Source organism: Altericroceibacterium indicum (genome assembly GCF_009828105.1).
Lineage (GTDB): Bacteria > Pseudomonadota > Alphaproteobacteria > Sphingomonadales > Sphingomonadaceae > Altericroceibacterium > Altericroceibacterium indicum.
This window is the reverse complement of sequence record NZ_WTYQ01000002.1, coordinates 546,062-562,046: the sequence shown is the minus strand read 5'-3', so window position 1 is coordinate 562,046 and position 15,985 is coordinate 546,062. Positions and strand designations below refer to the sequence as shown.

Here is a 15,985-nt window from a genome sequence, read left to right as displayed (position 1 = left end):
TTTTGCGTTTTAGGTGCTCTTTTGAGCCGCTTCAGGCCCTGTTAGGTTACGCTAGACTGCCTTGTGTCACCTATCATGAGCAAGCCTCAGGCCGCTTCGCCTTTGATATAACGGCCCACATTCTTGGCCAGAACGTCGAGCGGGACATTGCCGCCCTTGACCACAGCATCGTTGAAGCCCTTGATATCGTAGGATGATTTCATCGTATCCCTGGCCAATTGGCGTTGACGCAGAATTTCGTTCTGCCCCACCTTATAGCCGCAAGCCTGACCCGGCCAACTGCAATAGCGCTCCACCTCGGAGACGATTTCTTCAGGGGAATCGCCATTGCGTTTGACAAAGAAATCAATGCCTTGCTGGCGTGTCCAGCGCTTGGCATGAATGCCCGTATCCACCACCAGACGGCAGGCCCGGAAAGACTGGTCCTGCAAATATCCCAACCGCCAAGCTGGGTTATTCGTATAGGCCCCAAGCTCATCCGCCAGCTTCTCAGCATAGAGCGCCCAGCCTTCAGAATAGGCATTAAACGCCAGAATTGAGCGGATCAGCGGCAGTTGATTGGCATATTCACCTTGCCAGATATGCCCCGGAATCGCTTCATGATGGACCAGAGTGGGCAGTGTATAGCGGCGATGCAAATCAGGTGTGCGCAGATTGATCCACATCCGGCCCGGAATCTTGCCGTCCTTAGAACCCGCCCCGCCATAGGCGGTTGGGGCACCCAGTTCCTCGGCTGGAGGAATGCGGCGCACTTCGAGGTTAGGATCGACTAAAGTATTGAAAGCACGCGGCATTTGCGCCTTGATCCAGTCAATCCGCTCATGGATGAACTCCATGATTTCAGCACGGCCCGGGTCGCCTTCCTTGAACTGAAAGCGCGGATCAGTGCCCAGCTGGGTCATCCGGTCCCCCACACTTCCGGTCGTATATCCCAGATCGCGCAGGATCGGGTCCATTTCCGAATGGATTTCCTCTAACTGTTCCAGCCCGGTCTGGTGAATTTCATCCGCCGACTTGTCGGTTGTGGTACTGGCCCGCAGCGCCCAGGCATAATATTCATCGCCATCAGGCTGCGCCCACATGCCCGCATCATCCTTGGCAATGGCGCGCTGTTGCTTGAGTTCGTTAAGCTGCGCGGCCAGTCCTTCGGTAATCGGGCCGGTAACCAGACGGCGGGCCGGAGTGTCCCAGTCACCGGGAATATCGCTTGTCCGTCTGACCAGCGAGGTGACCATGCTGCCGCCGTCGCGGGTATCCGCCAAAGTCGCTTCCATCTGCGTGATAGCTTTATCAAGCAGGAAGGCGGGCGGCACTAGGCCCATTTCGCGTGCGGAGCGAATACGTTCCAGCTCACCAGAGAGAACATCGGGAATCTGGCTCAACCGGGAGATATAGGCTTGGGCATCGGCTTTATTGCGCACCGGATGATCGGCATCCATAAAGCGCGGCAGGTCGATATAGGCACCCACATTCTGGATCACGACATAGGGCGTGTTGCGCCAGCCGCCGACAGCCACATCGCCATAGGGCAGGGCAAGCCCGTCCAAGGCAGTGGAGTAAGCGCTTTGCACCACTTCAAGGCTGGTGCGCGTTTTGGCATCGAGTTTTGACGTATCGACTGTATTTACGCGGGCGAGGCCTTCCCGCAAGGTTGCGGCAAGGGCGGCTTGCCCGGCTGGTGATGGATCGGCCAATTCCCCACGCAAGGCCGCATGTGCGCCCGTGTCTACCCCCAGCGATGTGGCTGTGCCGGGCATATGCTGTATCAGATCCCACGCGAGACCATCGAGGAGAGCGGCGGCTGGCTCCCCTTCTGCAACAGCCTTTGTCGCACACGCAGGGAGCGTAGACACGGTCAGTGTGGCGCCAAGCCCGGCGAGGGTCTGGCGGCGGGTCAGATTTGGTATAGTGAAGGTCATGCGCGATGTTTGCGAGATTGACGATAAACTGTCAAATAGCGGTTCAAAATCGCAGAATGAAACGGGTATGAAGGGTTAGAACCATGGATTTAGCGCTGTCTCTTATGGTCCTTTGCGCCGTGGTTCTGATCGCCGGGGCGTTGATTTTATGGCGCCGGAAAAGCGCTCCCAAGACAGTATGGCTAATGCTTGTTCTGGCCTTGGTGATGATCGTGAATGTGGCCATTTGGACCTTGCCCGATACCGATGGCGTCAGCCCGCTGGAACAGACCGCCCAGCCAGATCCGCTTCTGGAATGAGAAAGGGGGCGGCGCTTTCAAAAACGCCGCCCCCTTAAGGTCAACATGCAGTAATTCCGCTGATGCGATTGATTATTTAATCGGGCAATCCGGCGACATGCGGAAGTCGAGATAATTATCGACTGAGCTCATCAGTTCTTCAAGTTCATTTTCGAAGAAGTGGTTCGCGCGGGGGATCTCGTCATGATGGATCGTGATGTGCTTCTGCGTGCGCAATTTATCGACCAGCTTCTGCACGGCGGCAGGCTGAACAACCGTATCGGCCAGACCCTGAATCATGATGCCGGAAGCCGGGCATGGTGCAAGGAAAGAGAAGTCATACATATTGGCCGGAGGGGCCACCGAGATGAAGCCGCGAATTTCCGGGCGGCGCATCAGCAATTGCATACCGATCAGCGCGCCAAAGCTGACGCCGGCAATCCAGGTGGTCTGCGCTTCGGGGTGGATGGACTGCACCCAGTCAAGCGCAGAAGCGGCATCGGACAATTCCCCAACGCCGTTATCAAAGCTGCCCTGGCTGCGGCCAACACCACGGAAATTGAAGCGCAATGTCGCAAAACCGCGATCGGCAAATGTCTTGTACAGACGTTGCACGATACGATCGTTCATTGTGCCGCCACCCTGCGAATGCGGGTGGAGAATCATCGCGACAGGAGCGCGAGGGCGGGAGGCGGGTTTGAACCGGCCTTCCAGACGGCCTTCGGGGCCGGGAAAGATGACGGATGGCATGGGTCGTCTCTCGAAAAGGAGGTGGTAAGGCGCGCAGGTGGCGCACCACGAATTGCTGGCTATATAGTACCTCAGCACCATTTCGCAATTCCATAAGGTTCGCCAGAGCAATCTCGCGTAAATATTTGTGCCTCAACGCATCTATCTCGACCATGCCGCCACCACCTCCATGCGCCCCGAAGCCGCCGCAGCCATGGCGGCGGGCCTGTCTATCTGGGCCAATCCCTCCAGCCCTCACGCTGAAGGACGCAAGGCGAAACAGGCACTTGAAGATGCCAGACGCGATGTTGCGGCTGCGCTGAACTGGACGGGTGAAGTGATCTTCACGGCCGGGGCGAGCGAATCTGCTGCACTGGCTGTGCAACAGGCCAAGGGCGGCAAACGATTCGTCAGCGCGGTAGAACATGATGCGATTTTGAAGTCCGCTCCCGATGCGGTGATTGTGCCGGTGCAGGCGGATGGTTCGGTAGCTGAGGATGATCTGCGCGCGGCTTTGGCGGGTGAGGATCGTCCAATTGTCGCGATCCAGAGCGTCAATTCAGAAACCGGCAACCAGCAGCATATTCCTGCGCTGGCTGAGATTGTTCATGGCTGCGGCGGCATGTTGATTGTCGATGCGTCGCAAAGTGCGGGCAAAATGCCGCTGCCTGATGGGGCAGATGCGGTGATCGTGTCGGGCCATAAATTGGGCGGTCCGATTGGTGTGGGGGTCTTGCTGCTGAGGGATTTCGCTTTGCTGGAGCCTATGGGCGGGCAAGAGCGGGGTTATCGCCGGGGCACGGAGAATGTGCCCGCGGCTCTGGCTCTGGCCGCAGCGCTGAAAGCCTGTGGGACGCCTTATTGCGACCCTGATGTGCTCGCACCGATTCGTGATACTCTCGCTCCGGCTTGCAAGGAGCTTGGCGGTACGCGGCTTGCCGATCATGTGGCATCACCCACGCCCTTTGTGGAATCGCTGGCCATGCCGGGCATCTCTGGCAGTGCGCAATTGATGCGCTTTGATATGCTGGGGTTTGCCATCAGTCAGGGAAGCGCGTGTTCTTCGGGCAGCTTGCGCGGCAGCCATGTGTTGCAGGCGATGGCGCTTGATCCGGCCATTGCAGAAAATGTGATCCGGGTCAGTTTTGGCTGGAATACGACGCGTGATGAGGTGGAGCATTTCTGTGCAGCATGGATTGCCATGGCGCGGGAAGGGCGAGACAAACCCATATGATCTATTGCGATTATCAGGCAACCACGCCTTTGGCCCCCGAAGCGCGTGAAGCGATGCTGCGCTGGCTTGATGGGCCGGAGGGGGGCGGGTTTGGTAATCCTCACAGTCCGCACCGTATGGGGCGGCAGGCTGACGCCGCCGTGGAAGTGGCGCGGGAAAGAGTGGCGGCGCTGTTCCCGGCAGGCGGTCAGGTGATTTTCACCAGCGGTGCGACCGAGGCGATTAATCTGGCGATGCGCGGTTCGGCAGAAGCTGGAGACAACCGGCCTGTTGCTGTTTCAGCGATAGAACATGCAGCGGTTTTGGACACGGCGCATTCACTTGGTTGCCCGGTTGCTGTTTTGCCAGTGGATCACACTGGGCTAGTCGATTCATCCGTTGCTTTGCCGGATGAGGCGCGGCTCGTCGCGGTGATGCAGGTCAATAATGAGATCGGCACGATCCAGCCCTGTGCACAGCTTGCGCAGCGGGCGCGCCAGACTGGAGCCTTGTTCTTGTGCGATGCTGTTCAGGCAGCGGGCAAGATGGATTTGCCGCAAGCTGACCTGATCGCAGTCTCGGCGCATAAATTGCACGGCCCCAAGGGGATCGGCGCCTTGTGGATTCGTGATGGCGTGGAACTCCACGCGGTGCAGACGGGTGGCGGGCAGGAAGGAGGGTTGCGATCTGGCACACTCAGCCCCGCGCTCTGTGCAGGTTTTGGCATGGCGGCCAAACTGGCGGTTGAGCGGCGGGCGGAGGATGCAGCACAGATTGACGCCTTGTGGCACCGGGCGCGTGATCTCTTTGCAGGGTGGACGTTGAACGGCAGCGAGACACAGCGCTGGCATGGCAATCTCAACATCCGCCGGGAAGGACTGGATGTGGCGCGATTGATGAGCGATGTCCGGCAAGTGGCGTTTTCAGCCGGATCGGCCTGCGCCAGCGGGTCAGGACGGCCTAGCCATGTGCTGCAAGCGCTCAGTCTTAAAGAATCCGAAGCAAAGCAATCTATTCGTTTGGGATTTGGTCGTTACACGACGATGACGGAACTTGAACAAGCTGCAAATATGATTAATGATGCTGCGGCGCAGCAAGGATAGGTTCCATTAAAGTCCTCTTCATTACCAGCGATGATCGTAAAATCGAAGCCGAAGCCCGGCCGGGTGATCGGCTGTTGGAAGTTGGACAGGCCGCAGGAATGCCGCTCGAGGGAACCTGCGAAGGGCAGATGGCTTGCTCTACCTGTCATGTGATTCTTGCAGAAGAATGGTTCGCCAGATTGCAGCCCGCCAGTGAAGAGGAAGAGGATATGCTCGACCTTGCCGCCGGTGTGCAAAGATTTAGCCGCTTATCCTGCCAGATTGAACTGACGGAAGAACTCGACGGCATTGAAGTGTTCGTTCCGGCCGAAGCGCGCAACGCTCAAAGATATTGACTGGCTGTAAAAAACCCCGCTCTCGGCATCGCGAGGAGCGGGGCTGATTTATGTCGCTTTGAAGCCCGGTTCAGGCCGGTTCAGTAACTTTAGCGTCCTTTAAGGCTGCGATCAGTGCCTTTGAAAAGGCTGGAATGTCATCAGGATTGCGGCTGGTGATCAGATTTCCGTCCTGCTGGACTTCCTTGTCTACCACGCTTGCGCCGGCATTTTTGAGATCGGTCCGCACCGATGGCCAACTGGTGAGCGTTTTCCCGCGCACCACGTCAGCCTCTACCAGCATCCACGGGCCATGGCAGATGGCCGCCACCGGTTTGCCCGATTGCGCGAAATCACGCACCAGGCTGACAGCTTTGCCGTTCATCCGCAGAATATCGGGGTTGATCTGCCCGCCCGGTAGCAACAGGCCGGCAAAATCAGCAGCACTGACCTCATCAACCGTTTGGTCGACCGAGACACTGTCACCCCAGTTCTTGTCGTCCCATCCCTTGATGGAACCACTTTCCAGACTGACGATCACGGTTTCGAATCCGGCTTCTTCCAGATTGGCCTTGGGTTTCATTAATTCAGACTGTTCAAAACCGTCTGTGGCGAGGATCATGATAGGCTTTGTCATAAGGATAACTCCTTGTTTTTCATTTGATCCTGCAACGGATGGGGAAAGCGATATGTTCCCTCTGGGCTGCGAGCTGTGGCGGTGATAGGACTAACAGCATGGTGACCACCGTTGATGACGAAAAGGACCCTTTCGACGCGATCGTCGACGCTCCTTTCGATAGTGCTCTGTCTGAGCGATACCTTGTTTACGCATTGTCCACGATCACGGCGCGTTCGCTGCCTGATCTGCGGGACGGGCTGAAACCTGTTCATCGCCGCCTGCTTTGGGCGATGCGCCAGATGAAGCTCGATTATAACAGCGCTTACAAGAAGTCGGCGCGTGTTGTGGGCGATGTCATCGGTAAATATCACCCCCATGGCGATGTGGCGGTGTATGATGCCATGGTCCGCTTGGCGCAGGACTTCACGCTGCGTTATCCGCTGGTCGAAGGCCAAGGGAACTTCGGCAATATCGATGGCGATAATGCTGCGGCCTATCGTTATACCGAGTGCCGCCTGACCAGAACCTCGATGAATCTGATGGCTGGCCTTGATGAAGGCACGGTCGATTTCATCCCGACCTACAATGGTGAAGAGCAGGAACCGGAGATTTTCCCCGGTCTGTTCCCAAATCTGCTGGCCAATGGGGCGAGCGGTATTGCGGTAGGTATGGCGACGTCCATCCCAAGCCATAATGCGGCTGAAGTCATTGATGCCACGCTGGAATTGATCGACAATCCACAGGTCGAGCATGAGCGGTTGATGGAGTTGTTCCAAGGGCCGGATTTTGCCACGGGTGGGTTGATTGTTGATAGCCCGCAATCCATTTCGCAGGCCTATGCAACGGGCCGTGGTTCTTTCCATGTGCGTGGCCGTTTTCATGCTGCGGAAGCTGAGAATGAGGCGGATCGGGAGACCGGGATTGAGCGGCTGGGCGGCGGGCAATATCAGCTCGTCATCTCCGAAATTCCGTACATGGTGCAAAAGGGTAAGCTGATCGAACAGATCGCGCAGCTCATTGCCGATAAAAAGCTGCCGATTCTCGAAGATGTGCGCGATGAAAGCGATGAACATATCCGCATCGTGCTGGTGCCACGCAGCCGCAACATCGACCCTGAGCTGTTGAAGGAAAGCCTTTATAAGCTCACCGATCTGGAAAGCCGCTTCAGCCTGAACCTCAATGTGCTCGACGCAACGCGCACGCCGATGGTGATGGGGCTGAAGGAATTGCTTACCCATTGGGTGAGCGCACAGATCGACATTTTGCAGCGTCGCACACAGCACCGTCTGGATAAGATTGCCGCACGGCTTGAACTGCTCGAAGGCTATATCATCGCCTTCCTCAACCTTGATAGAGTGATCGAAATCATCCGCACCGAGGATGAGCCCAAGCAGATCATGATGGCCGAATTTGCGCTGACTGATCGTCAGGCAGAAGCCATTTTGAACATGCGCTTGCGGTCTTTACGCAAGCTTGAAGAAATGGAACTGCGCCGCGAACATGCGGAACTGCTGAAAGAGCGGGAAGAGCTGGAAAAGCTGCTGGAAAGCCCTGCTCGCCAGCGTACACGCCTAAAGCGGGATTTGCGCGAAATGCGCAAGCAATATGCCGAAGGCACGGCCATCGGCAGGCGCCGCACGACCATTGCAGAGGTCTCTTCTGCCGTTGAATTCAGCATGGAAGCCATGATCGAGAAAGAGCCGATCACTGTCATCCTGTCTGAAAAAGGCTGGATCAAAGCGGCTAAGGGCCATGTGCCGCTGGATGGCGATTTCAAATTCAAGGAAGGTGATGGCTTTGCTTTTGCGCTCCATGCGCAAACGACAGACAAGCTCCTTCTCGCAACCGATAATGGCCGTTTCTATACACTTGGTGGCGATAAATTGCCCGGTGCACGTGGCTTTGGTGAACCGCTCCGCAATACGCTGGATATCGAAGCCGACGCCAAAATCATCGCAATGATTGTCCACAAGCCGAAGTCGCAACTGCTGTTGGCAAGCTCTGCGGGCAAGGGCTTTGCTGCGGTTACGGATGAATTGCTCGCTGAAACCCGCAAAGGTCGGCAGGTGGTAAATCTTAAGGACAAGGTGAAACTGGTCGTGGTGCATGAAATTGCGTCAGAGCACGATCATGTTGCCGTGGTGGGCGATAATCGCAAGCTCGTGCTGTTCAGCCTTGAAGAGCTTCCGGTGATGACCCGTGGGCAGGGTGTCACCTTGCAGCGTTATCGGGACGGTGGATTGTCCGATGTTACAACTCTCAAGCTCGAAGATGGCCTGAGCTGGACGATGGGCGGGGAAACCGGCCGCACGCGCACAGAGGAAGATGTCTGGCAGTGGAAGGTCGCGCGTGGCGCGGCTGGCCGTTTACCTCCCAGAGGATTTCCTAAGGATAATCGCTTCTGAATATGAAAAGGGCCGGCATAAACCCGGCCCTTCAAATAACCCGTTTAATCGGGCTTAATTGGTCTTGGATGCTGCCTGCTCACCAATAGCCTGCTCAATCTGCGCAGCGGTGGCACGAACCATCAAGGTTCCACGTGCATCAACAGCGAAATATTCCTTTGGCAATGTCACCGGACCTTGAGGGCGCTGGACGACCACATTGTCATTTTCAACGCTCTCAATTGTTCCCAGTGGCTGCTGGTCTGCTGTCTTTACAGCGGCACCTTTGACCAGCGCCTTGTCACGCTGCTCATTGATCTGTGCCATCTGTTCCGCAACCTTGGCTTCAAGCTGGGCCTTGGTGATGTTCAGCGTAGGGCCTTTGTCGCCATTTGCGAAAATCTGTGTCGGCAGCGGAATCTGATTTTTCCCAGTGTCCAGCGTCACAACGCTGGAAGTAGCCGATTCAATCGTACCGATAGGATTGCCGTCAGAGCCGTACACGGTTGCGCCTGTTGTCAGGGCAGGCGCTGTCGTGCCAGCGGTGGGGGCTGCGGGTGTTTGCGGGGCTGCCTCTTGGGCATGTGCCATCGCGGGAGCCAGAGCAAGGGCGGCTGCCGTTGCTGTCATACGGGCAATGTTCATACCTCGGTTCCTTCTCTTATTACGATCCGTGCTGCTTCTACCTTTTCCTCTGATGAGGAACAGTGAAATGCAACGAACACGGAAGGGGTAAAGCGGAATGAGGCTTGCTGTTTCCTGAAGTTCTGGAAAAGCCGGACCAGCCGTGCCGCCATTTCCACGAAACGAGAATGCACATATTTTGGGAGGTGCATTCTCATTATGCAGAAATGGCGGTGGAGAGGCTTAGTTTACAGTGGCAGCACTGCGGTTATTGCGGGGGTTACGGCGCTTCTGTCCGTCATCCCGGCGCGGTGCCCCGCCATCATTGCGCCGTTTGCTGTCACCGCGTGGCTTGGCAGCAACCACTGCTTTTGGACGACGTGGCTGACGTGGGCCGCGCGGCTTGCGGGGTTCATCACCTCGCTCTGCACCGGCTGGTGCACGTGATGGCTTTGGCAGAGCTGCAGCCAGTTCCGTGAAATTGGCTGGCAGAGGAGCCGGGGTCAATTGAACGCCTGTCAAACGCTGAATATCGCGCAGATAGGCTTTCTCGTCCGGCGCGACATAGCTGATCGCGATGCCATCGCGGCCGGCACGCGCGGTGCGGCCAATCCGGTGGACATATTGTTCAGCCACATTGGGCAGCTCGAAATTGAACACTGCGCTCACACCGGGAACGTCAATGCCGCGCGCGGCAATATCGGTCGCTACCAAAACAGGCACTTTGCCATCACGGAAGCCATCGAGCGCGCGGGTGCGCTGAGCCTGGCTCTTATTCCCGTGGATGGCAGCCGCGTTGATGCCGGCTGCTGCCAGATGGCGAACGATCCGGTCAGCGCCATGCTTGGTACGGCTGAACACAAGGCAGCGTTCGATTTCGCCGCTTTCCAGGCCCTTTTTCAAGGAGATGGTCAGAAGCGCTGTCTTTTCCGGCTGGTTAATGAAGGTCGCATATTGCTCAACCCGTTCGGCAGTGGTGGATTGCGGTGCGATTTCAACCCGGACCGGATTGTTGATGAAGCGCTTGCCAAGATCAGCAATAGCCTTTGGCATGGTGGCGGAGAAAAACAGGCTCTGGCGTTGCTGTGGCAGCATTCCGGCGATTCTGGTGAGCGGCTTGATGAAGCCAAGATCCATCATCTGGTCAGCTTCATCGAGTACGAAGATTTCGACATGGCGCAAAGTCAGGGCGCGCTGATCGATCAGGTCGAGCAGGCGGCCGGGTGTCGCAACGAGGATATCGCAGCCAGGAACCAGCTTCTTGGCCTGCTTGCCAACCGGAACACCACCAAAAACACAATGAACGGACAGATCGAGATAACGCGCATATTCACGCATATTCTCAGCAATCTGTGCTGCAAGTTCACGGGTCGGTGACAGCACCAGCATACGGCAGCCGGCTGGATTGCGGCGATTGCCCGATGCCGCCAGGCGGTGGAGTGAAGGCAGAGAGAAAGCGGCGGTTTTGCCGGTGCCCGTCTGCGCGATACCCAAAAGGTCGCGGCCTTCAAGGAGGGACGGGATAGACTTGCGCTGAATCGGCGTAGGCTCTGTATAACCCTTACTGTTCAAGGCGCGCAAAATAGGTTCGGCAAGGCCGAGTTCTTCAAAATAGGACATGCAAATGCTCTTCATAAGCGCCAAACGGGTAATAACCCGGGCGACTAGGATCGACCAGGCGACCCATGCGTGAAGAGGGAAGCTTGAAACGAGGCTTTCCGTAAGTCATCTGCGGGACCCATGTCACAAGACCAGGGCTCACGCTCACAGTTGATTGCGCGCAATATACGCGCCGGAAGCAAGGGCCAGATAGGCCTAGGCATGTAAAAAGGCAATCGATTAAATTGCAACACCGTTTTTGCGAGCAGGCAGGGGCTTCCAGATCAGCCCAATTCTTCATCCAGTATCGCTTCCACACGGGCACGATCGGGGAAGTTTTCGGTGACCCATCTGTTTTGCACTGTTTGTAGAATTCGCGCCACTTCAGGGCCAGCTGCAACACCGCGCTGGACGATTTCGCCGCCTTTCATCGGGAATTCCGGGATATCCCAATCGCGCAAGGCTGAAATGTCAGAACCGATCAGCAGCAGGCGATCTATCGCGCAGTCCTTGCCATGACGATAGGCGAGTGCGCGCGGGGAAAGCGCATCTTCGGGGCCACGATCAGCAATAGAGCCAAGCCTTTTGCGCTGTTCACGCGATAAGCGCAGCCGGGTGCCGAATGCCTCAGCAGCCTTGCGATCAGGTGGCAGCAAGGCGCCTAGTCGACGCAGGGCGGCTGGCTGAATATCATTGGCCCGTTCCTGCACCATCAGGGCATCAAGGCTAGCCAGTTCCTGCTCGGTGGTTTCAGACAGAATGACTGGCAGCACGCCGCGTTCAAACATTCGCTGGAGCGTGGCGGAAGGATCAGGCAGGCGCAACAGGTTGAGCAGTTCCATCGCTACCCGTTCGCGGCTGAGGCCCTTCAGCGTTTGTGCCAGTTCAGCGCAGGCTTCCTCGGCTTCGTCATCCAATATGCTGCCAAAGCGGGCCTGAAAGCGATAATAGCGCAAGATGCGCAAATGATCTTCACGGATACGCTGGCGAGCATCACCAATAAAGCGCACGCGGCGCTGATCGAGATCATCCAGCCCGCCGAAATAGTCCGAGATTTCGAGCGTTTCGGGATGGGCATAAAGCGCGTTAATGGTGAAATCACGCCTTGCGGCATCATCCTTCCATTCGCTGGCAAAAGCGATGGTGGCGCGGCGGCCATCGGTGGCCACATCACGGCGCAGTGTGGTTATCTCCACTACGCCTTGCGGCAACACGGCGGTGATGGTGCCATGTTCTATGCCAGTGGGGACAGATCTGATCCCGCATTCCTTGAGCTTGGCCATCACATCATCAGGCATAAGCGTGGTGGCGCAATCGACATCGGCCACATCCACACCCAGCAGCGTATCGCGCACGGCACCGCCAACATAGCGCAGGTTTTCAGCGCCGAGGCAGGTGACCAGATCGGCCAGATCAGCCCGTTGTGTCCAGAGGGCGGGGGGCAATTTGGGCATGTTACAGATTTTCCCATGCAAGGCGGCGCGAGAGATTGGCGATGATTGCAGCCGTCACTCCCCAAATGCGATGACCTTGCCAATTGATTTCGAGATAGTGGCGCTGATAGCCCTGAAACAGGCCTTGTTTCTGCACATGGTTGGCAGGATCGAGAAGGAAGCTCAGCGGGGCTTCAAACCATTCGGATACTTCGCGCGGATTGGGAGCAAGCGGCAAATCTGGCGGGATCATCCCCAGCACGGGCGTCACGTCATAGCCTGAGCCGGTGATAAAACGATCGCTGGCACCAATGACGGATACATCAAGCGGGTTAATCGCCAGTTCTTCCTGTGCTTCACGCAAAGCGGCTTCGATGGAATCTTCACCCGGGTCCAATTTGCCACCCGGGAAAGCGACTTGCCCCGGGTGGGCGCGCATATTTTCAGGGCGATGGATCAGCAGCACGCCGGGTGTGGGCCGATTAGTGACGCCAATCAGTACAGCAGCCGAGCGCAGGCGTTCAGGTGCAAACTGACGGTCTGAACGAAGGTCAGGCAATTCAACCCCGTGCCCTTCATCGAACAGACGCTGCAATCGGTTCAGTAGATCAGTCATTGTGGTTTCAGCGAAAAATGCGCAGCCTGGCTGGTGACAGTCAGATCATCGCTCTGCTCTATCGCCAGTTCGGCAAGCTCCACCCATGTGGACCGGTTGAGGCGCGCTTCGCAGCCATGCCGAACTGAAAGGTAAATGGCGGGGCATTCAGGATCGCCTTTTGCTCGCAAAGGGTGGTCTGGCCCGGCGATCACGAGATCATCTGTGTTGAGGCGGAAGGCAAGAGCATCGCCTTTACGCTCCATTTCCACCGCCATGAACGCAGCATCTTCAACTTCGATATGCTGGCGGCATTGAGGGGTGACGAGGTAATATTCCCCGTCAGTCGCATCGCGCATCAGCAGGCTTGCAAAGGCGCGGACCATGGCGGGGCGGCGGATCGGGCTGCCTTCATGCAGCCATGTGCCATCCGCTGCAATCCGCATTTTGCTGTCGATGGTTTCAGCAGGGTGCCACTGATTGATCGGGGGCAAGCGCCGCGCCTTCACTGCCTCGGCAATGTCGAGCAGTGAGAGCTTTGAAAGGTCTTGAGGAAGGTCATAAGGCATTGCAACAGGGCGATGCCAGATCGCTTCACCCGAGCCAAGGGCCTAGAACACCTTCACGTGGTAGCACGAGGGGGTTGGTGTGCTGAACCAGCAGGCGGGCGGGGTCCCAGGGGCCGGGCAACGTCCACCCACCGGTATGCTGCGCGGAAAAGCCGAACAGGCGGCCATAATAATCATAATCGCCAATCAGGACGAGCGGCAAAGGCGCTTCGGCGCGCATCGATCCCATCATGCCGAGCATCAGCGCCTGGCCAAAACCTTCGCCCTGCCGGTCGGGCACTACAGCTACGGGGCCGACCATCAACATCGGATGTCTGCGCCCACCGGGAGCAGTCAGCGCAACCGGCCAGACTTGAATCGTGCCTACAAGAAAATCCTTATCATCTAGCGCGGCGAAACTGAGGCCCGGCAACCACTCCACCCCTTCACGCACCTTATAGGCGGTTCGCTCATGCCGATCCTCGCCAAAGGCGCGGTCAAGCAGTTCCTCGACCAACACAGGATCGATGTTTTCGAGCGGAATCAGGTTGGGTGTTATGTTTGCCATTATGGCGCGCGCCGATACGCTGCACTCATGCGCAAGGCAATGAAATTGAAACTCACACCCTGAAAGCCCTTATTGCTGCGGCGTCAGATGGAGCAGCTTTGCAGATTTGCCATCTTCGATCACCCACAATGTTCCATCACCGGCTTCAGCAATGTCCCGAAGCCGGTTGTCGAAACTATAGCGGGCTATTTCCTCCGCTTTTTCAGGGTTTGCGACTGAGACGCGGCTGATCGATGTGGTCTTGAGATTGGCGATCAGCACCTGCCCTTTCCATTCAGGCCAGAGCTTGCCACTGTAAAAGATGAAATCACCCGGCGCGATGACAGGCGTCCAACTGATGGCTGCTTTTTGCAAGTCAGGGCGCGTAGACGGGTCGGGGATGGGGTCGCCATTATAATCATCGCCGCCAGACACCAGTGGCCAGCCGTAATTCTTGCCTTTTTCGACCAGATTCAACTCATCCCCACCGGCAGGCCCATGCTCCAGATCCCACAAACGGCCTTCGCTATCGAATTTCAGGCCCAGCACGTTGCGGTGGCCGTAGGACCAGATCTGATCCGATACACCGCCGCGATCGGCAAAGGGATTGCCGGGGGCTGGCGTGCCATTAGGCAGCAAGCGAACAATCGTGCCTAGCGTATTGGAGAGATCTTGTGCCGGGTCTTTCTTTTGGCGCTCGCCAGAGGAAATAAAGAGATACTGGCCATCGGGTGAAAAGGCGATCCGGTGGGAATAATGACCACGGCCCGATACTTTGGGTGTTTGCCGCCAGATCACCTGCAAGCCATCGATCGAGCAGCTAGTGGTGCCATCGCAGGACAGTTTGCCGCGCCCGACGGCAGCACCGCGCGTATCGCCAGCCCCTGCCTCCGCCCAACTGAGGTAAACCATGCCGCTTTGTGCATAATCGGGTGCAAAGACGATATCGCCCAATCCACCTTGGCCACCATAATCGACTTTGGGAATGCCGCTTGTTACGGAGCCGATCTGGCCGCTTTTGGGGTCATAGAATTTGATTGTGCCGCCGCGCTCGGTGATGAACAGGAGGCCTGTTCCCGGCTCGACAGCGATGGCCCATGGTTCATCAAAAGTGGCCGTCTGTTCAATTTTGAACGGTATGGCGCTGTCACTTTTGGCGGCTGCCTGAACGGCCGAATTGTCGCTATTGGCATCGCTGCAGCTTGCCATGCCAAAAGCGGCAGTTGATAGGAGGGCGGCAAAAAGGCGAAATTTGGTCATGCTCTCAGGAACTCCCCATTCACAATTTGCCGCCGGTCTCCTGGAAGGCGGTCTGGTCTTCGGTGTCGACGAAGCCGGTCGAGGGCCACTTGCTGGCCCCGTTGTCGCTGCAGCGGTGTTATTGTGCAAGCCCCGTCCATCCGGGTTGGATGATTCCAAGAAGCTCTCGGCCTCCAAAAGAGCTATGCTGGAAGAGCGCATCCGGCGGCGCTGCGCCTTTGGCATTGGCGTGGTGGAGCCAGAAGAGATTGACCGGCTCAACATTTTTGGTGCGACGATGCTGGCAATGACACTGGCGGTCAGCCGCCTGTGTGATGTGCTGGCGCAAGAACCCGATGAAGTGCTGATTGATGGCAATTGCACGCCACAGGGCAGGGTCGCGGAATGGCGGTGGCAAGCCCGCGCCATTGTCGGCGGGGACGGGATTGAACCGTCCATCGGTGCGGCATCAATCCTCGCCAAGGAATATCGTGATCGTATCATGTGCGAAGCTGCAAAAGTGTATCCGCATTATGGCTGGGAACGAAACAAGGGATACGGCACAAAGGATCATATGGAGGGCCTGCGCACCCATGGCCCGACACCGCTACATCGCCGAAGCTTCGCTCCTGTGGCTCAACTCGACTTGTTTGGGTGAAAAGAGTCTTCCAAGCCACACCCCCTACATATCGAGTCATGCCATGGGCTGGAGACTCTAGATGATGTGAGGGACTCGTTTCGTTCTCCTCAAAACAGTCAATTTTTCAAGCGACTCGTGGGAATCTCCGGGGTTGACGCGAGCGCCGAATGGACTCATGCCTGTGGATAAATCACAAAGGGG

General features: G+C 57.1%; 16 protein-coding genes. 6 read left to right on the top strand and 10 right to left on the bottom strand.

Annotation, left to right across the window (positions count from 1 at the left end):
- Window positions 1-86: 86 nt before the first annotated feature.
- The gene (locus GRI39_RS07505; RefSeq protein WP_160739060.1) at window positions 87-1,919 is read right to left on the bottom strand and encodes a DUF885 domain-containing protein; all 1,833 of its coding nucleotides are present in this window, start codon (window positions 1,917-1,919) and stop codon (window positions 87-89) included.
- Between the two features lie 83 nt (window positions 1,920-2,002).
- On the opposite strand from GRI39_RS07505, the gene GRI39_RS07500 reads away from it, so the two are divergent.
- Entirely contained in the window at window positions 2,003-2,218 is a 216-nt protein-coding gene (locus tag GRI39_RS07500; protein ID WP_160739059.1) for a hypothetical protein, read from the top strand.
- Between the two features lie 72 nt (window positions 2,219-2,290).
- On the opposite strand, the gene GRI39_RS07495 is transcribed toward GRI39_RS07500, so the two are convergent.
- Entirely contained in the window at window positions 2,291-2,947 is a 657-nt protein-coding gene (locus tag GRI39_RS07495) for an alpha/beta hydrolase (RefSeq protein WP_160739058.1), read from the bottom strand.
- A gap of 127 nt (window positions 2,948-3,074) precedes the next feature.
- On the opposite strand from GRI39_RS07495, the gene GRI39_RS07490 reads away from it, so the two are divergent.
- Genes GRI39_RS07490 through GRI39_RS07480 form a run of 3 tightly spaced genes read left to right on the top strand, consistent with a single transcriptional unit; the run spans window position 3,075 to window position 5,577 of the window.
- Window positions 3,075-4,160, top strand: a complete 1,086-nt coding sequence (locus GRI39_RS07490) for an aminotransferase class V-fold PLP-dependent enzyme (RefSeq protein WP_160739057.1) — start codon at window positions 3,075-3,077, stop codon at window positions 4,158-4,160.
- Window positions 4,157-5,242: a cysteine desulfurase family protein gene (locus tag GRI39_RS07485; RefSeq protein ID WP_160739056.1), complete on the top strand. Its 1,086-nt coding sequence runs from the start codon at window positions 4,157-4,159 to the stop codon at window positions 5,240-5,242. Before GRI39_RS07490 ends, GRI39_RS07485 begins: the two co-directional genes overlap by 4 nt.
- A 5-nt stretch (window positions 5,243-5,247) precedes the next feature.
- Window positions 5,248-5,577, top strand: coding sequence for a 2Fe-2S iron-sulfur cluster-binding protein (locus GRI39_RS07480; protein ID WP_160739265.1), 330 nt, complete (start codon window positions 5,248-5,250; stop codon window positions 5,575-5,577).
- 70 nt (window positions 5,578-5,647) lie between these two features.
- Here the strand turns inward: GRI39_RS07480 and GRI39_RS07475 are convergent, their stop codons facing one another.
- Entirely contained in the window at window positions 5,648-6,193 is a 546-nt protein-coding gene (locus GRI39_RS07475; protein ID WP_160739055.1) for a type 1 glutamine amidotransferase domain-containing protein, read from the bottom strand.
- Between the two features lie 98 nt (window positions 6,194-6,291).
- On the opposite strand from GRI39_RS07475, the gene parC reads away from it, so the two are divergent.
- The gene (gene parC / locus GRI39_RS07470) at window positions 6,292-8,580 is read left to right on the top strand and encodes a DNA topoisomerase IV subunit A (protein ID WP_160739054.1); all 2,289 of its coding nucleotides are present in this window, start codon (window positions 6,292-6,294) and stop codon (window positions 8,578-8,580) included.
- Between the two features lie 54 nt (window positions 8,581-8,634).
- Here the strand turns inward: parC and GRI39_RS07465 are convergent, their stop codons facing one another.
- The 7 genes from GRI39_RS07465 to GRI39_RS07435 all read right to left on the bottom strand — a co-directional run bounded on the left by GRI39_RS07465 (window position 8,635) and on the right by GRI39_RS07435 (window position 15,165).
- Complete coding sequence (locus GRI39_RS07465) at window positions 8,635-9,204, bottom strand: hypothetical protein (RefSeq protein ID WP_160739053.1); 570 nt, start codon at window positions 9,202-9,204, stop codon at window positions 8,635-8,637.
- 222 nt (window positions 9,205-9,426) lie between these two features.
- Window positions 9,427-10,803 (bottom strand): DEAD/DEAH box helicase, encoded by a 1,377-nt coding sequence (locus GRI39_RS07460; protein ID WP_160739052.1) that lies wholly within the window; start codon window positions 10,801-10,803, stop codon window positions 9,427-9,429.
- 263 nt (window positions 10,804-11,066) lie between these two features.
- Window positions 11,067-12,236 (bottom strand): CCA tRNA nucleotidyltransferase, encoded by a 1,170-nt coding sequence (locus tag GRI39_RS07455; protein ID WP_160739051.1) that lies wholly within the window; start codon window positions 12,234-12,236, stop codon window positions 11,067-11,069.
- A gap of 1 nt (window position 12,237) precedes the next feature.
- Window positions 12,238-12,831 (bottom strand): CoA pyrophosphatase, encoded by a 594-nt coding sequence (locus tag GRI39_RS07450; RefSeq protein WP_160739050.1) that lies wholly within the window; start codon window positions 12,829-12,831, stop codon window positions 12,238-12,240.
- The gene (locus GRI39_RS07445) at window positions 12,828-13,379 is read right to left on the bottom strand and encodes a DUF1285 domain-containing protein (protein ID WP_160739049.1); all 552 of its coding nucleotides are present in this window, start codon (window positions 13,377-13,379) and stop codon (window positions 12,828-12,830) included. The genes GRI39_RS07450 and GRI39_RS07445 overlap by 4 nt, the downstream gene beginning before the upstream one ends.
- Before the next feature lie 25 nt (window positions 13,380-13,404).
- Window positions 13,405-13,926: a GNAT family N-acetyltransferase gene (locus tag GRI39_RS07440; protein WP_160739048.1), complete on the bottom strand. Its 522-nt coding sequence runs from the start codon at window positions 13,924-13,926 to the stop codon at window positions 13,405-13,407.
- 69 nt (window positions 13,927-13,995) lie between these two features.
- Window positions 13,996-15,165 carry a PQQ-dependent sugar dehydrogenase gene (locus GRI39_RS07435; protein ID WP_160739047.1) on the bottom strand — a complete coding sequence of 390 codons (1,170 nt, stop codon included), beginning with the start codon at window positions 15,163-15,165 and terminating at the stop codon, window positions 13,996-13,998.
- Here GRI39_RS07435 and GRI39_RS07430 point away from each other — a divergent pair.
- Complete coding sequence (locus GRI39_RS07430) at window positions 15,164-15,802, top strand: ribonuclease HII (protein ID WP_160739046.1); 639 nt, start codon at window positions 15,164-15,166, stop codon at window positions 15,800-15,802. The two genes, GRI39_RS07435 and GRI39_RS07430, sit on opposite strands and share 2 nt — an antisense overlap.
- The last annotated feature ends 183 nt before the right edge of the window (window positions 15,803-15,985 follow it).